Genomic DNA, 16,084 nt, shown 5'->3' on the forward strand with positions numbered 1-16,084 from the left:
AACTGTCATAAAACCCTCTCACGTCCCTTAATAAATCGGTCCAAATGGTACATTCTTTTTCTTTTTCCTCGCGGTCATTTGTTACATCCTTAGCCTTAAATTCAATTTCATTTTTCCAACTTTCAAATAATTTTTGAAATAGATTGTCTTGCCACAATAATGGGAAAATCTTCATTGAATCCTTTTCTATTTCTCCTTTTATACAACTGAGTGCTTCTTTTTCTGTCATTATAAAAATCGGAGCGCTAATTTCATTATTATGTTTGCATACCTTCTCTTTTAATTTTTCTAATTCAGTATCAAACACAATTATGGTTACGGACCAATATGGATAGATTTGATATAAATCTCCTTCTGTTTTTCCAGTACTTTTTGCTACCCTTTGAATATACTTCGTTCCACTTTCTATGTATTTAAAACCATTCCCCCAACTGCTGATCCAATTTTCAATTAGTGGCTCTCCAGTGTAGTACTCACTATCCTTATACTCATCTAAATATCTATGAGCTAATCGTTCCTTTAGGAGTAATTTTTCTCGGTCATTTTTTAGATTTTCTATTCTAAGTTCTAACTGCCGCAAAATACTCTCTTGTTTTGAATAAAGAGAATCTGAATAATCCCTATTATTCTTAATTTCTTTAATACGGTTTAGCAATATATCATGCTTTTCTCTAATAATATTTACTTCTCCATCCTTGATTGTTTCTTCTCTGCTAGACTTATTAAGTTGATCTCTAGAAAAATCTATTTCCGCTATTAAATTCTGCTTTTGTGACCCTAACTTCTTTAATTTTTGATCATAATCAAAAATATTCTTCTCAAGTCGTTCTAATCTAGCTTTCCATTTTACATTTTCTTCTTCTACATTCTCCTGCAACGGACTCGCAAGGATTTCTCCGGCAATTTTTTTCATTCTTTTTTCTAAAATTTCTATTTCTGTCTTTATTCTCGTTTCATTATGTTTAAGTTCCTCTTCATCTGCTCTGAGAACTTCTTTTTCAATTTTATGTGCTTTTAACTCATTCTTCTGAGTTTTGATCTGACTATCAATAACATTCTCCTGCTTTATTAATTTCTGCTCTTGCTCCTGGTAATAACCTCTTAATTCACTACTGTTTTGTAGCAAATCTTCCTGAAGGTCAATAATATCCTCATCTTTATCAAGAACTTCTATCTGTTTTGTTAAATACTCTGTTTTTTCTTGGCGCTCTTTAATATCATTTTTGAGTTTTGCAACCTTTAGATTATTAAACCTCATATTTTTTTCTTCAAATACATTTTTTGCTTGTGTATACTTATTATTTTCCGCTGTAAAAACATTTTGTGCTTCAACAACCTGTCTATCTAAAATAGCTAATTTATAGGAAGCTCGTTTTTGATTACAAAGTTCTAACTCAATTCCTAGTTTTATGTCAGAGTTTTCATTCTCAAGTATCCCTCTTTCATTAACTATAAACTCTTCCTTTGTAAAATTATATATAGCTTTAGCTCTTTCTTTAGCGTTAACTATTTTATTGTTTGCCTGCTCAAAAACATCAAAAACTTTAACGTACTGCGTTATCTGCTGCTCTACTTTTTTACTTTCTTCTATCCTTGTCCTTAACTGTTTATGTTTTTTAAAATGTTCACGTTGCTTCTCAAAAGTATCTATAAATTCTTTAGTCCCGTTTCCTGCTAGTGCTTCTTCTACTACAGGTATTAATAAATTATCTACAAGTTGATTAGTAGTTTGACAAGCATCAAAAAAAGCCTCTACGTCACCCTCTGATCCATTTATTAGTGCTATTTTTCTCCACTCCGAGGGAATTATTTTAAAATTTTCCTCAATGTATTCATGATAACTTCTTATTGTACTAAATGTATGTGCATTTATACGATTTTGATTCATATCATAGTAATATTCTCCCATTTCTTCTTTCGTTGCAGGTCTCTTATTACCATTACTAGTTTCTCTAACAAAGGGAATTTTAGCTATGCCGTTATCGTCATCCTCCTCATATTCATAAACATATTTATGTGAATCTACAGTGCCTTTGTTAATGAATAAAGTAACTGCTGTTACTGCATATCTTCTTGGATGTTCATTCAATATCCATTCAATGCCTATATGTGCTGCACTATTTTCTAGCATCAGCGTATTTTTTATTTTTCTATCCGCTACCTCCACATGTGGAATTATAGCCTGAAGTGCAGTTTGAACAAATACAGTTTTTCCTCCTCCATTTTCTAAAAGAATAGCTGCATTTTGACCATCAAATTGAAAAATATCATCATTATATCTCTTTTCACCATTTTCATATACTACATTTGTAAATCTTATTTTTGAAATTGCTGGCATCTACTTCTCTCCTTTCTTCTGATCAAGTTCATATATGAAATCGAGTATTCCTCTATTGTAATCATATTCCATATAATATCTTTGTATTATGGTCTTAGCCTTTTCAGTAAGCTCTAATTCCTCATTCCCAATATCAACGATTAGCTCCTGAGCTATTAAAAACTGCTTTACAATATTCAAAAAACTTTTCCTACTATTGGTCCTAGCATCTTGAGCTTTAACCTTTTCCTTAATATCGTCCATATCCTCCCACTTTTTAACTATTGTGGACCAATTATAATCTAGATTTTTATCCATCTCTTTTAGCTTTTCATCACCATGTTCCTTAAGCGATAAAATTCTTTGATTTAAACTTTCAAGCCAATCACTAATTGTCAGAAAATCTCTGGTAGGCTCAGTAGTCTGATAACTGTCATAAAACTCTCCCAATAAAACGATAATGGACACATACATAAGATAAAGATCAAGATTAACAGCCTTAGATGGAAGATATGTATTCTTCAAAAATTCATTTGAAACATGAAAGATTGAGTTCTTTGAAATTGGAATCATATATATAAAGTCTCCAGAAGTAAATATTGTACAGTCCACTTCTCTAGAAAACTGGTCCACTAGCCCTCTTATCTGATCATCCGCCATATATAGCCTTAAGGATTCCTTATCTCCGTAAGTATTCATAGCTAAAATAGAATACAGCTTAAAGGCCTGAACTACTTGTTCATTGTTATAAGTTATCATTAAAATCCTCCAATCTTAATCTCATGTTTCTTATGGTATACCTATCAGTAATTTTTAAAATGATTCCTATTTCCTCAACCTTTATTACCTTACCTTTATTCTCAAGCAAACCTAAAACTTCTCCAAACAAGTCTTCCTTTGACTTTTCAGAATCATCAATGAGAATTGGTGACTTTTGATGTAATATAACCCAGAAATCATAAAAATTTCGATGTAATAAAAACTCATCTAATTTTCTAGCTCTTATGTCTTCAACCACACCCTCAATTGTAATTTCTTTTTTCCCTTTCATTGCCACTAGTACAACTTCCATTATCCTCTTAAAATTACCTCTTAAAAGCATCAACTCTACTTTTCTATCTTCTTCACCTGTTACCTTAAAAAACTCATTAGATTTTTCAAGCTTATCTCGTGCTTCCAATCTCTGCTGTGAAAACACCGTAAGGGGAGACCAACTTTCCTGTTTTTCTAAATATAAAAAAGGTTCAATAAGTATTCGGGTTGATCCTAATGGAAGTGGAGATGAAAAAACTCTGCTTGTAATCTCTTGATCAAAATTAAATGAATCTATTCCTACATAATAAAGAGATTCTTGAGCTGCTTGAAGAGCTGAGGTTTTTAAAATTATACTTTCTTTAAGTAACAATCTATGTTCATAATGAACATGATCAAGTCCTCTATCAATTTGCAATATTAATTCATACGTTTTACGATCCTTTTCATTTGACATATCGTTTCCGATTTTCTCTTTTGTCTCTCTAACAAAAGATTGAAGTTCATCAAATTCTTCATCTTCCCTGTAAAGCCTCATATTAATATCTTCAATAATGCTCTTGTACCTCTCAAATGTTTCATTAGATACAATATTTCTTTGGATTTCATGTTTTATTCTAAACATACGATCCTGCAAATTCTTAACATCTAAGCTCATTTCATCAATTTGCCTAAGAGCTCCAACAAACTCACCCTTTTCTAATTGTTTTCTAAGAACTAACTGATTAATTGATAGCTGAAACTCATTAAAATATTCTTTTGTAGCAAAAATCAATTCTAATCCTTGATCATCCAATGTGTAGTATTGAGTATTAGTGATTAAATCTGCTTTATCCGCTTTCAAAATAGAATATTGCACACTTTCCCGGGTTCTTGTTTCCCAATTATAAAAACTTTTAGTATTTCTCTTACCGGTAGCCGGGCGAAATACTCCTATAATTGTTCTTGCTATTTTTTCAAAGCCTTCAGGCTCTAAATCAATTTCACCTTGATTTAATTCAATTAAGAATACAGCCAATTCTTTTACACCTGTTCTCTTATTTCGTATCAACATATTTTCAAAGAAAAATAGTAAAGTTAATAACCCCAAACTGAAATAATCAATAAGGTTGTCACTATTATCTTTAGATTTTTTATTATCAAGCTTATATAAAGTATCAAACAACGCTAGCCTTTGGATTCTTTCTCTATAATTTTCAGTAATACTTTTTAAGTTTACTCCCATATGTTATTCCTCCATATATTGTCAAGTTCATATTTATTTAAACCTTCTTGCGGATAATACCCTCCATTACCAAGAAGTGTTTTAATCTGCTCTTGCTCCTCCTCTGTAAAAGCTTTAAGAAACTGCGTTAATGCTCTCTCATTTTTTTGCTGATTTTCTTTTCCAAAGCTATAATTCTTTTTCAAGAGCTCCTTATAGAATCCCACGGCTAATTTAGAATGGCTCTTTTCGTTTAAAGAATTCCATATGGTTATACCCTCATAGTCTAAATCTCCAAAATAATATAATTTATTTTCTCCTTTTAACCCTAACTGCCTACTTAGCATAGAAATATTAGATACAACCTTCCAACCTGACCCAAAAATTAATGATGAAAAAGCTGTTTCTTTTAGAGTATCCATCAGAGCATAAAACGTTGCTTTATTTTCAACTATTAGATGTAAATGTTCCCCCTTTAAACATTGATATGGGTTCACTGCAAGCATTAATGGCTCCCCAGCGCTTAGTGTTTCTATTTTTTTCCAAAGTTTTATTCGCTCGAGTAGCTTCCTACCACCCTTTTCATCAATCCACTTTTCATCTCCAGTAATATTATAAGAATGTTCTTGATTAGTTACTTTTTCAAAAATCCTATTTTCTTTCAAATACTCATTAACCTTAAGAATATAGGGTAAATCCATTCTCCAAGTATCTTCACTTAATACAAAGTAATCTTCTAAATTTATTTCAGGTTCAAGTTTCAATCTCATATTTTGTATTTCTTCAACTAGTTCTTCTTTTAATTTATGACGCTTAATTCTAAACTTATAAGCAAGTGGTACACTTTTACCATTATTAACTTTAGGACTAATTTCCTCAAGTACTCCCTCAACAATTAGCTCCTTTATATTAGTCGCTAAAATATCATAAGAAATGTTACCTAAGAATATGTTTTCTAACTCAGTTAAAGATATAGTCGATTTTTTAAGTAATATCAAAAAAGACTTTATTTTTTTTTTCATATTCACTCTCCTAGAAAATTTGTTGAATAGTTTAAAAATAACATTAAATTTATATTATCACTCCAGAAACACCCGGTATATATAACCATAATTTTTAGTTTTTTCTATTAATTGCAATGCATTTTATTAATTGAGGAACTATTTGTGTCACGTTTTTTCCTTATAACTTTATTATAGACAATATTCTTCAATTTAACAAGCAATATTTGAAATCCCAACGTAAAAAGCCATAGGAAATTTTCACCTATGACTTACTCCGAAAAAAATCAAATTATTTCCACCATCTTTCTTAATTCTTCTTTTATCTCTTCCTTTAAATCTTGTGGCTCTAAAATTGTAACTGAAGTACGCATAGATAAAATCCATCTTATAATGTCAGGCTTTCCACTCATTTGGCCTTCAAAAATTATGTTTTCCCCGTCAACCCATTTAATCTTTTGATTTGCAGCATATAACCCTTCACTTACTGATTTGGAAAATGGCCTCTTAATTAATAGTTTTAAATTATAATTTTCATCATGAAATAATCCTAGATGATTTTTCATAAATTCTTTAATACTAAAAGAACTTGGTAAGTCAAAAGTATCCATCAATGCTTCTACTTGCGTTATCCTCATAAGTTTAAAAGTCAATTCTAATTCTCTATTCTCACAGTAGGCAATGAGATATTTAAAATTATTCCTTGTTACTAGTCCATAGGGATAAATAATCCTTTCTGTTTCTCCAGAAGATACTGAACAATATTTTATATGTAATTTCTTCTTAGAAATACATGCTGCTTGTATTTCTAATTCAAATTTGCTTTCCTTATCCAAATCTGATGATTTTGGTTTTATAACAATATTATCTGAATAATCCTTTAATTGATTACTTCTTTCGTTTAGAATCTTAATTTTATCATTTAGATTTCCAAGCTGAAGATTCAAATCAAAGTGATCAGATTGCTTAAGATATGTAGTTGCCATCTCTAGGGAAATAGCTTCCTCAGGCTTTATATCAAGATTAAGCAAATAATCATAGCCTATTAATTCATAACCTCCATTGGGTCCAGGAATAGATTCAACATTTACGTTAGCTTCAGCTAAATCGTTCATATATTTTCTGATCATTCTTTCGCTGACGCCCAAATCCTTAGCAATTTTCTTTGTTTTCATGCGTTTATTACTTTTTAATAAAATAAGTAATCTGAGCAAATTTGAAAACTTACTCATATGTATTTCCTCCTCTTCATATTCCATTCGGGTTTATATTTAGTTATAATATTACAATAGTTCTTCATAATTATTTTTTATTATTTTAAATACAATTTCACTAAACCCCGATTCCAACTTTAGCGTCGGAAATCCTTTTAATGTATCATTTATAATTTCCTTTATCTCTTCAAAATCAATCTTAGGTACATCATAATTATACCCCTCTAATATAGGCTTATAATTATTTCTTGTAAATGCTGTTGAATACCATGTATTTTCTAACCCACTATTATTAAGAACTCCTGATAAGCCTAAATTATTATCAAAATTTGGTGCAAGTCCTACTGGTTCTCCATCTTTTCTTAATATTCCAAAGTTAAATGTATGTCTATCTATGTTATAACACAATGCGTCCATAAATGTAATGTTCAAAAAATCTTCTATATAACCAAGTTCTTTTATAATACTTATAGAATCATCAATTTCCCAATAATCGCGAACAAAGCTGAACATTGGCTCGAAGTCGACTTCTCCATTATTAGTAAAGTCTTTGCACTTAACTAATGCTCCATCTTCAATCGCTTCATATTTAACAGCATTAAATCCAAGTGTAATAGCAATGTTTCCTATTAATACTTCAGCGAAATTTTCCTTGTAAGTACCCTTTTTTATCATATACCAATATCCATCAATGAGCTTCCAGCATTTTTCAAAACTTCCTATGTTGGTTAATTCAGGACTTATATCTATATCATTAAATTTTATTTCTGTAGCATTACCGTGTAAAGCAATAGTATTTAGCCCATCAGATAACCTACTTCTCACTTCATTATAGGTTATATCTTCATCCATCCACTTTAGCCAATAACTGTCTGTTATACATATAGCCCTAGCTTTAATAACTATCTCCTTAGGAACCTCTGATCTGACACTTAATCTACGCCTTATTTGCCTTGAATTTGTCCTATGGGTGTCTATTACTCTAGTTTGTAGCCACGCTTCTAAAGAACCTTCATTCTTATTTATCATTATTACTGGTAATAAATTATCATCCAACGACTTTACAAACTCTGTGTCTTTTATTTCAGCTACTCTTTTGTCCTTGTACATCAAATATCCAGTAAAATTATATTCTTCATTCTTTGCATATTTATTTGCTATCTTTATCAAATCTATTGTATTCATATATTTCCTCCTTTCCACAATTTAGTATATATATTACTTTCCTCTTATTATATATTATAACCAAGCTTTATATTTTAAACAACGGCTTCCCTCAATTCACATTTTAAGAATATTATAATATCTGATTATATCATATATATACTCAGTACCCCATTGGGGTCAGACCCCTGGGATAAACTGTATTTATTTTTTAAACCTCTTCTTTTTTAAAAGTTGACTAGTATCAAGGCTATTTATACTGATTTTCTCTTCAGATACTTTTTCCTGATCTTCCTCAATAACTTTCTCTACTTGTACATCCTCCTCTACCAACACCTCATAATTACTATTTTTCTCTTTTTTATATTTTTTTCTGATTTTATCTACACTAGGCTGAGCGAGGGCTACAGCAGAAGTATTTATTTTGCTAAACATAGCCTTAAGTTTATTTAAGCTTAAGTTTAACCTTCTAAATGCTATATCAAGCATAAAAAGTATTAACGCAAGGATAATTAAAAATGTAGTGATATCCCTATGTCCACTTTTATTTGTCATAGGCTTAACAAAAACCTCTTTAGGATTTGTAATGTTTTCCCCATCAATAAAAGAAATAAATTTATCAAAGCTACTACTATCATTATTTATTTTATATTCTGGGGAATACTGCATCGCATAGCCGGTATTAACAGAATTTACTACCTCTCCATTTTTAACCTGCTTTCCATTTATCATGTACACTCCAGTTTCTTTTAAATCTATTGTCCCTGTATACTCTCCAGGTGCTGTTTCGTATAATTCTTTTTCGCTTTGAGCGCCTGAAGGTGAAACTACAACTATATTAGATTTAAGCTTATCATCGCTATTTTTGTTTTTAAGAGTTACAGTGGCTTTTCCACCCTTTTCTGAAACATCAATAGTGACATTTTCACTCGCATAGTTCTCTATAGTAAAGTTTATGAGATTCTGCCACAGCTTCAAGTTCTTATTCCAATTTATATAGTTTCCACTCCATTTACCTGAAATATCTGAATTCCAAGCTGCAGTTTTGCCCAGTCCATACTGCCAAACCGTTAATATAGGATCATCCTCATCACTCCTCAGAACTTCTCTCGCCGTTTCCTTAGCCGAGGCTCCAACATACCCGAGTAAAGTTGGAAGTCCACCATCGGAAACTCCACTTAAAATACTGTGATTGTTACTTATTATAGGTGTAAACTCTCTATTATTGAGATACATTCTAGTTGCCATAAATGTTTCCTTTGAAAATATTTTAGGTATATTAGTATATTCATCAGTGACGTAAGATCTTCCACCACACTGCTTTGCTATAGCACTTAAGAGCTGTTTATCTGCATCTCTTCCAACCGATACTGTAGATACGGTTATATTTTCTTTATTAATACTCTTAAGTAAACTATCATAACCTGTTCTTTCTGCCTGTCCATCTGTAAGTAAAATTATATGTTTTATTTTTGCATCACTTTTCTTTAATGCTTTATACCCTTCAGAAAGAGCGGGTAATATACTAGTTCCACCATCTGCTCTTATAGTTCCAATATCCGATTCAATGGCCTTAGCATCTTTAATAGGTTGTTCTTTAACCACCCAACTATAGGCTCCATCAAAAGTCAAAACACCTATTTCATCCTTTCCGGATCGTAAGGAGTCCAAAGTCCTTATGGCAGCTTCCTTAGCCATATCTACCTTGCTAATACCTGCAACCCCTTGAGACATACTACCAGATTTATCAATAATTAATACCATGGCCATTTTAGGCACTTCCTTTTTTCCCCTCATGTCCATATATACTGGTAGGATTTTTTCTAAAGGAGTTTTAGCATATCCACCTAGTGCAAAAGAATTATCTCCACCAGAGGCAATAAACCCGCCTCCAAAGTCCTTAACATAACTGTCCAAAGAATTTATAAATCCGTCATTAAGATTATCCGCAGAAACATTGCAGGTTATTATAGATTTATAACTTGTCATTTCTTTAAGTGTTCTAGGGGTCGCCGCGGCCTTAATTAGCTTATACTCCATAGCTGATGCCTTAATCATTTTTATTAATTCATCAGCTTCGCCACTATTATCTTCTATTACTAAAACTTTCGATTTACCAACTACATTAGTAAAAGTTGCTGCTTCATTATTTTTCAGTTCACTATCCTTACTTCCTTCTACCACTACTTTATAATTTCTAAAACCTGCCGAATCAGCCTTATCCCTTAAGATAAATTTATTTTCTCCCTTTTGGAGCTGTACCTTCTGCTGGTTTACCCTGGTTCTTCCATTATAAAGATTTATAGTGGCTTCCTGCGCTATTGTACTATTTATGGTTACCACAATATTAAATTCCTCATCTAGAGCCAATTTTTGTGGAACACTAATTTTCTCTACGGAAGTCTCCTCACCCTGATTCTTTTGTATTTTATAATATTTTATATCTATGCCCTGCTCCTCTAGAGATGGTGCTATTTTACTTACTGATCCCGAATTTTCTTCGCCGTCAGAAATTAATACAATTCTTTTATTAGAATTATCCGGGAATAATGATAGGGCTGTGGCCATGGCGTTATTGATGTTAGTATAATTACCATTAATCTTGCCTTCTACCTTATTAAATTCGTTATCTTTACTAATAAAACTTTCCACCTGCGTATTTTCACCAAAGGATAATACTCCGACCCCATCTTTTTTCCCTTTATACTTACTTGCTTCTTTTATAAAAGCTTCCATACTGCTTCTACAAGCTTTAGTTGAATCTGAAGCATCTATTAAAAATAGTGTGTTTGTGGAGTCCACTTTCCAATAAAGGCTTGAACCACAAAGAGCTAAAATCATTAAAGTAACTACTAAACTTCTTAATATTACAATAAATCGTTTCTTATTTTTAGGTAATCTAATAAGCCATCTTGAAGAATATATGACCCCTGCTAGAAGTAAGGGAATTAAAATCAGCAAATACGGTCTAATAAAATTAAATCCCATGTAAATCCTCCCCTTATGATCTTGTATATACTAACCATTCAATAATAATGATTATGAGAGCTAGTATTAATAAATAACTACTTAAATTTATTCCACCTTGGTTTAATAAACTGCCAGAAGTATTTATAGTACTTGATTTTTGAACACTGATATCACTCTCAGAGCTTGGAAAATTAATAGCAATAAGCTTACTATCTTCCTTTTCGAAAAGTTTTTGTCTTATCTCATAAATACCTGGTTTAGCTGTGTCCTCAAAAGGTTTTACAGGATACTTAGTGCTTACTTCTGCTTTAGTTTTATCAGGAGTAATTACATTTATTTTTTCTGCCTGGGGAAGTGGTATTATATTTACGCTTTCACCACAGTTATATTTGTTAACTGCATTGGTATCTCTATTAATGAGGTAAGATATTAGATTATTTATGAAAATCGGAAATTCCGTGGTTAAAGGCAAATCCGTGTTATGAAGATCAAAACCTAACACTCCAATTTTCTGATCCTTTTGTACTCCAACAAAAGCTGCCTGCTTTTCTGAAACTTTCAAAAGTGGAATTCCCCAATATGGAGTTTCTACTTGTCTAAGCTTTGAGATAATAAAATCATCATTACCCATATACCTAGTTATAGCATGAGGAACAACAGAAGCTCTCCCCCCGGATACTTCCTTTGAAACCTTAAAAAACTCATTGCTTTTATCTGGATTAATAAATAAGATACTTCCTTTTTTCGGCAAGACTTCCGGTACTTTCCCATCAAAAATATATAAATCAAAATCCGGAGGAACCGTATCACTAGAAGATGATTTAAATAATTCTATATCCTTAAGTGTAGTTATAGCCTTTTCAAGAAATACATTTCCATCTGTACATAAAAGAATTCGACCTGCATCACTCTGTTTCACTATAGAATAAATACTGTTATCCTCCATTAAGGCATCTTTTTCAGATATTTCACCATAAATATATTTACTACTTTGTGGAACATTTTCAAAATATACGGTTTGAGTTTCACTAGCTTTTATATTTAAGTCCTTATAGGCTACAAGCGTGGTTTCACCATATAAACAAAGCTCTATTTTATTGTCTTCATCTCCATGATTTGTGACTCTAACCATAACCTTTAAGCCTTTCTCCATCTGTGAGTGAGCTATGTAATCTAAACTCATATTACTTTTTTTTGTAGCTAAATCTACAACTTCACCATTTACTTCCTTCAAATTAACTGTTTTATCAGTAAAGAAAATAACTTTATAGCTTTTATATTCTTTGCATATAGCTTTAACTAGTGAATTTACCTCATCTATATTTCCTGCACTGTTGGTTTCCTTAATTTCATTTATTTTCTTTATAGTAGCGGATTTATTTGTAGAACCGCTTACCTCAACTTTAGAGTTTTTGCCTGAAGATATTATTGTCATTTTACTTCCAGAAGCCAAAGAATTAACTGTATCCGTTGCATTTTTTATCGCCTGGTCCAGTCTACTATCTTTTTCCCATAGAGCACTCATACTCCCAGTAGTATCAATCACCATAACAACATTTTCAAAGTTTTTGTTTTCCCATAGTATAAATGGTTTGGTAAGAGAAAATATAACTAAAAGTAATATTAATAATTGAAGCAAAAACAATATATTTCTTCTAAACCGCTGAAAGGGTTTTGCAGCTTCTGTATCCAGTAATACTTGATGCCATAGATAAAGACTAGAGATTTCTCTTTCCTGAAATTTTTGTTTTAATATGTACATTAGAATAAGTAGCGGTATCAAAACTAAAAACCATAAAGAAATCGGAGACAAAAGCTTCATATTATCCCCTCCCTTGCAAACTGTTCAAATATTATCTTTTCTAAAGAGTTTGACGTTGAAACCTGCATAAAAGTTCCTCCATATTTCTTAACCCCTTCTTTAATAACTACAGACATGGCGTTCAACCTTGAATTATAGGCTTTTAGTAATTTTGGTGTTATGCTAATATTTACCTTTTCACCTGTTTCACTGTCAATAAGGCGTACTTCCCCACCAAAGTCTGGTGATAATTCTTCAGTGCAAATCACCTGAATAAATATAATTTGTTGCTTTTTATAGGCAAGATACTTTATCATCTCTTCAATAGAACCTGTAGTAAAAAAATCAGAGATAATAATTGAAATTCCTCTGTTTTTTAAATCCTTCTTTTTAACAGCCTCGGATAAATTTGTTGACCCTTCAAACTCAGTTCTTTCCATAAACGCAAGAGCTGACTTAAACGTACTCTTACCCATATAAGAGTGTGACCCATGTAGTGTGTTTCCTTGAAGCTTATTAATACACACTCTATCTAAATTGTTAAGAGCAAAATATGTAAGTATTCCACTTATCCTAAGAGCCATGGCTCCCTTATTTTTTTCTCCAAAATCCATGGACCTACTACAATCTACAAATATATTTATAAGTGCTTCCCGTTCCTCCATGAATAACTTTATAAATAACTTATCAAAACGCCCATAAGCATTCCAATCTATTCGCCTAAAGTCATCTCCTGGGCTATATTCTCTAAAGTCTGAAAACTCTACAGAACTGCCTTTCACCTTTGACTTTCTACCTCCAGCGGTACCTTCCGTCATAGACATAGTAGCTTTTATCGAAATATTTTCAAGCTTTTTAAAAAATTCTGCATCAAATATTTTTTCTTTCATATTATCACTACCCTACGACTTCTTAAGCTGACTTTGTAATATCTCTTCAATGATTTTTTCAGAGCTTACTCCATCTGCCATGGCATCAAAATTTAGAAAGAAACGGTGTCTTAAAGCTGAAAAAGCTACAAATCTTATATCCTCAAAGGCTACATTATATCTACCTTCCATCACAGCTCTAACTCTAGCAGTAGAAATAATAGCTTGGGCCGCTCTAGGACTAGCTCCATATCTAATATATTTTTTAGTAAGCTCTGGAGCCTCTGGGTAATCTGCATGGGTAGCAAGCGTAACCTTAAGAGCGTATTCCTCCACTGCTTTTGACATAGGAACTTCCTTTATAATTTTCCTTATTTCAAAAATTTCATCCCCATCAATTATCTTATTAAGCTCAGTTGCCTTGTTATTAATAGTTACGTCTATTATTCCCTTTAATTCTTCAAAATTTGGGAAAGGTACCATTAACTTAAATAAAAACCTATCTAGTTGAGCTTCTGGTAGTGGATAGGTACCTTCATTCTCTAGTGGATTCTGAGTTGCAAGAACCATAAAGGGTTCACTTAATTTATAAGTATTAACTCCAACTGTAACAGTATGCTCCTGCATCGCTTCCAGTAAAGCTGACTGTGTTTTAGGTGTTGCTCTATTTATTTCATCTGCCAATAGGATATGTGCAAATACTGGACCCTTTTGAAATTCAAAGGCATTATCGCCTGACTTACTTTTAACTATTATATTAGTACCCACTACATCCGCTGGCATTAAATCAGGGGTAAACTGAATCCTAGAAAATGATAAATCTAAAACCTTTGAAAGTGTCTTTACTAGCTGAGTTTTCCCAAGACCAGGTGCTCCTTCTAAAAGCACATTTCCACCAGAAAAAATTGCTATAAGGACAAGTTTTACAATATCCTTTTGACCGATAATAGCTTTTCCTATTTCAAGTTCAATAGCCTTAATCTTATCAACTATAATTTTTATTTCTTTTTCATCCATTATTTTTCCTCCTTTAGTCTTGCAGCGAAGTGAAATAGCCTTTAATAACATCCCTCATACCATCAGGTATCTCATTACTATTTAGACTTTCCATTGCCTTATCAGTATACTCTCCTATAACTTGATCATAAGGTTTTAAATTTCCTAATTCTGCATTTGGATTATTTGTTATAAAACTATCACTGCTTCCTGAATTATCATTCTTTTTTCCTGTAAGCCCTGAAGCAGTACCAGTTCCCCCTGAACCATAAGGGGTTACTCCTAAGTCCTTATTGCCAGTTCCGCTTCCGGCTCCACTGCCTCCTGCACCTTGTCCCTGTCCTGAACCTGAGCCAGATCCTGAACCTTGACCTTGACCAGCGCCTTGCCCCTGAGCTTGCTTCTGTTCTTGACCATCAGTTGTTTCTCCTTGAAGCTCTTCCTGTACTTGTGCAAGAGCTTTATTCATATCCTCACTTGCAGTTCCCTTTTTTGCGATTTTAGATATCTGATCCACACTGCTATTTATGGCGTTTTCATCACCACTTGATATGCCGTCACCCAACGCATCTAAACCATCTTTTAAATCACTGTTAGATGTTGCTGCTGACGCTTTTGAAAGAGTTTTCTTTAAATCCTTTTTACTATTCTCGTCCATGGTCTTTAATTCTTCTTTTAATTTGTCCAATTCTTTTTTTACTGATTCTTTATCATTTTTCTTCAAAGCCTCTGAAAGCTTCTCCGTATCTTTATTCTCTCCCAGTTTAGCTTCCAAGTTCTTAAGATCTTTTGACAACTCTTCATTTTTCTTTAAAGCTAATTTCTCTGTAGTTTTCTGAACTGCCTTTTTGACTTCCTCAATATCCTTTGTAGTCTTTAATTCAGCCTTTAATTCTTCAAGTTTTGCTATTAAGTCTTCTTTCTGCTGAGTACTTAGTTTTGTGTCCTCGTAAACTTTCTTTACAGCAGAATTAACTTTTTCAACTTCCTGCTTTTTATAGACATCCGTAGCATGATTCTTTTCTGCTAATGAACTTAGAGGGTCAGGTAATAAAGTAGAGCCCAAAAGAATAACTAATAAAACACAAAGACTTAAAAGAAATTTCTTTTTAGGTATTAAGGATATGTTTTTTTTATAATTCAACCCTTTTAAATTGTTAAGAGCATCTCGTGCAAGAAGTTCCTTGTAAATGCACTCTTTATTTTCTATTTCAATTGCCGACGAAACTCGCTCTTTAAGCTCAAAGGAGTCCACCTTCGCCGCAATGGCTTTTAAATCAGGTCTTACTATTAAAGAATAGAATAAAGCCATTACTATGGCAGCTGCGCAAATATACGTAACCTTCTGATAAACATTATATATTGGTATAAACCTTGATATTGTGCTTAGAATTATACCAACAATCACTGCTACTAAAGAACCTATACAGATATTTACAAAGATACTGCTTAATACAAATCTACCTCTTATTTTCTTAAGAATATTATAAATCTCTTTATAGGAATTTTTCATAGC

The 16,084-nt window shown here is 32.2% G+C and carries 11 protein-coding genes; all 11 read right to left on the reverse strand.

All coding sequences use genetic code 11. The features are described from left to right. Positions 1-2,338 (reverse strand): hypothetical protein (locus ACJAX4_RS04395; RefSeq protein ID WP_435788243.1); only part of this gene is annotated, 2,338 nt, incomplete at its 3' end. Further along, positions 2,339-3,076, reverse strand: a complete 738-nt coding sequence (locus ACJAX4_RS04400; protein WP_435788244.1) for a DUF6063 family protein — start codon at positions 3,074-3,076, stop codon at positions 2,339-2,341. Further along, a complete protein-coding gene (locus ACJAX4_RS04405; RefSeq protein WP_435788245.1) occupies positions 3,063-4,574 on the reverse strand; it encodes a replicative DNA helicase in 1,512 nt (503 codons plus the stop codon). The genes ACJAX4_RS04400 and ACJAX4_RS04405 overlap by 14 nt, the downstream gene beginning before the upstream one ends. Beyond that, complete coding sequence (locus tag ACJAX4_RS04410) at positions 4,565-5,575, reverse strand: Wadjet anti-phage system protein JetD domain-containing protein (protein ID WP_435788246.1); 1,011 nt, start codon at positions 5,573-5,575, stop codon at positions 4,565-4,567. The genes ACJAX4_RS04405 and ACJAX4_RS04410 overlap by 10 nt, the downstream gene beginning before the upstream one ends. A 266-nt stretch (positions 5,576-5,841) precedes the next feature. After that, entirely contained in the window at positions 5,842-6,786 is a 945-nt protein-coding gene (locus ACJAX4_RS04415) for a helix-turn-helix transcriptional regulator (RefSeq protein ID WP_435788247.1), read from the reverse strand. A 51-nt stretch (positions 6,787-6,837) separates the two neighbouring features. After that, complete coding sequence (locus ACJAX4_RS04420) at positions 6,838-7,953, reverse strand: hypothetical protein (protein ID WP_435788248.1); 1,116 nt, start codon at positions 7,951-7,953, stop codon at positions 6,838-6,840. Positions 7,954-8,136: 183 nt separating this feature from the next. Continuing rightward, the gene (locus ACJAX4_RS04425; protein WP_435788249.1) at positions 8,137-10,920 is read right to left on the reverse strand and encodes a VWA domain-containing protein; all 2,784 of its coding nucleotides are present in this window, start codon (positions 10,918-10,920) and stop codon (positions 8,137-8,139) included. A gap of 13 nt (positions 10,921-10,933) precedes the next feature. Continuing rightward, positions 10,934-12,724 (reverse strand): vWA domain-containing protein, encoded by a 1,791-nt coding sequence (locus ACJAX4_RS04430; protein WP_435788250.1) that lies wholly within the window; start codon positions 12,722-12,724, stop codon positions 10,934-10,936. Then, positions 12,721-13,593, reverse strand: a complete 873-nt coding sequence (locus ACJAX4_RS04435; protein WP_435788251.1) for a DUF58 domain-containing protein — start codon at positions 13,591-13,593, stop codon at positions 12,721-12,723. The genes ACJAX4_RS04430 and ACJAX4_RS04435 overlap by 4 nt, the downstream gene beginning before the upstream one ends. Before the next feature lie 12 nt (positions 13,594-13,605). Continuing rightward, the gene (locus tag ACJAX4_RS04440) at positions 13,606-14,589 is read right to left on the reverse strand and encodes an AAA family ATPase (protein ID WP_435788252.1); all 984 of its coding nucleotides are present in this window, start codon (positions 14,587-14,589) and stop codon (positions 13,606-13,608) included. A gap of 13 nt (positions 14,590-14,602) precedes the next feature. Then, positions 14,603-16,081, reverse strand: coding sequence for a hypothetical protein (locus ACJAX4_RS04445; RefSeq protein WP_435788253.1), 1,479 nt, complete (start codon positions 16,079-16,081; stop codon positions 14,603-14,605). Positions 16,082-16,084: the final 3 nt, after the last annotated feature.

The sequence above is a fragment of the Clostridium sp. genome, from assembly GCF_051278035.1.
In the GTDB taxonomy this organism is placed as follows: Bacteria; Bacillota; Clostridia; order Clostridiales; family Clostridiaceae; genus Clostridium_AD.

Bases quoted from the DNA above. Each gene is read 5' to 3' on its own strand.
- ACJAX4_RS04400 (WP_435788244.1), bottom strand. From the start codon at position 3,076: ATGATAACTTATAACAATGAACAAGTAGTTCAGGCCTTTAAGCTGTAT.
- ACJAX4_RS04405 (WP_435788245.1), bottom strand. From the start codon at position 4,574: ATGGGAGTAAACTTAAAAAGTATTACTGAAAATTATAGAGAAAGAATC.
- ACJAX4_RS04410 (WP_435788246.1), bottom strand. From the start codon at position 5,575: ATGAAAAAAAAAATAAAGTCTTTTTTGATATTACTTAAAAAATCGACT.
- ACJAX4_RS04415 (WP_435788247.1), bottom strand. From the start codon at position 6,786: ATGAGTAAGTTTTCAAATTTGCTCAGATTACTTATTTTATTAAAAAGT.
- ACJAX4_RS04420 (WP_435788248.1), bottom strand. From the start codon at position 7,953: ATGAATACAATAGATTTGATAAAGATAGCAAATAAATATGCAAAGAAT.
- ACJAX4_RS04425 (WP_435788249.1), bottom strand. From the start codon at position 10,920: ATGGGATTTAATTTTATTAGACCGTATTTGCTGATTTTAATTCCCTTA.
- ACJAX4_RS04430 (WP_435788250.1), bottom strand. From the start codon at position 12,724: ATGAAGCTTTTGTCTCCGATTTCTTTATGGTTTTTAGTTTTGATACCG.
- ACJAX4_RS04435 (WP_435788251.1), bottom strand. From the start codon at position 13,593: ATGAAAGAAAAAATATTTGATGCAGAATTTTTTAAAAAGCTTGAAAAT.
- ACJAX4_RS04440 (WP_435788252.1), bottom strand. From the start codon at position 14,589: ATGGATGAAAAAGAAATAAAAATTATAGTTGATAAGATTAAGGCTATT.
- ACJAX4_RS04445 (WP_435788253.1), bottom strand. From the start codon at position 16,081: ATGAAAAATTCCTATAAAGAGATTTATAATATTCTTAAGAAAATAAGA.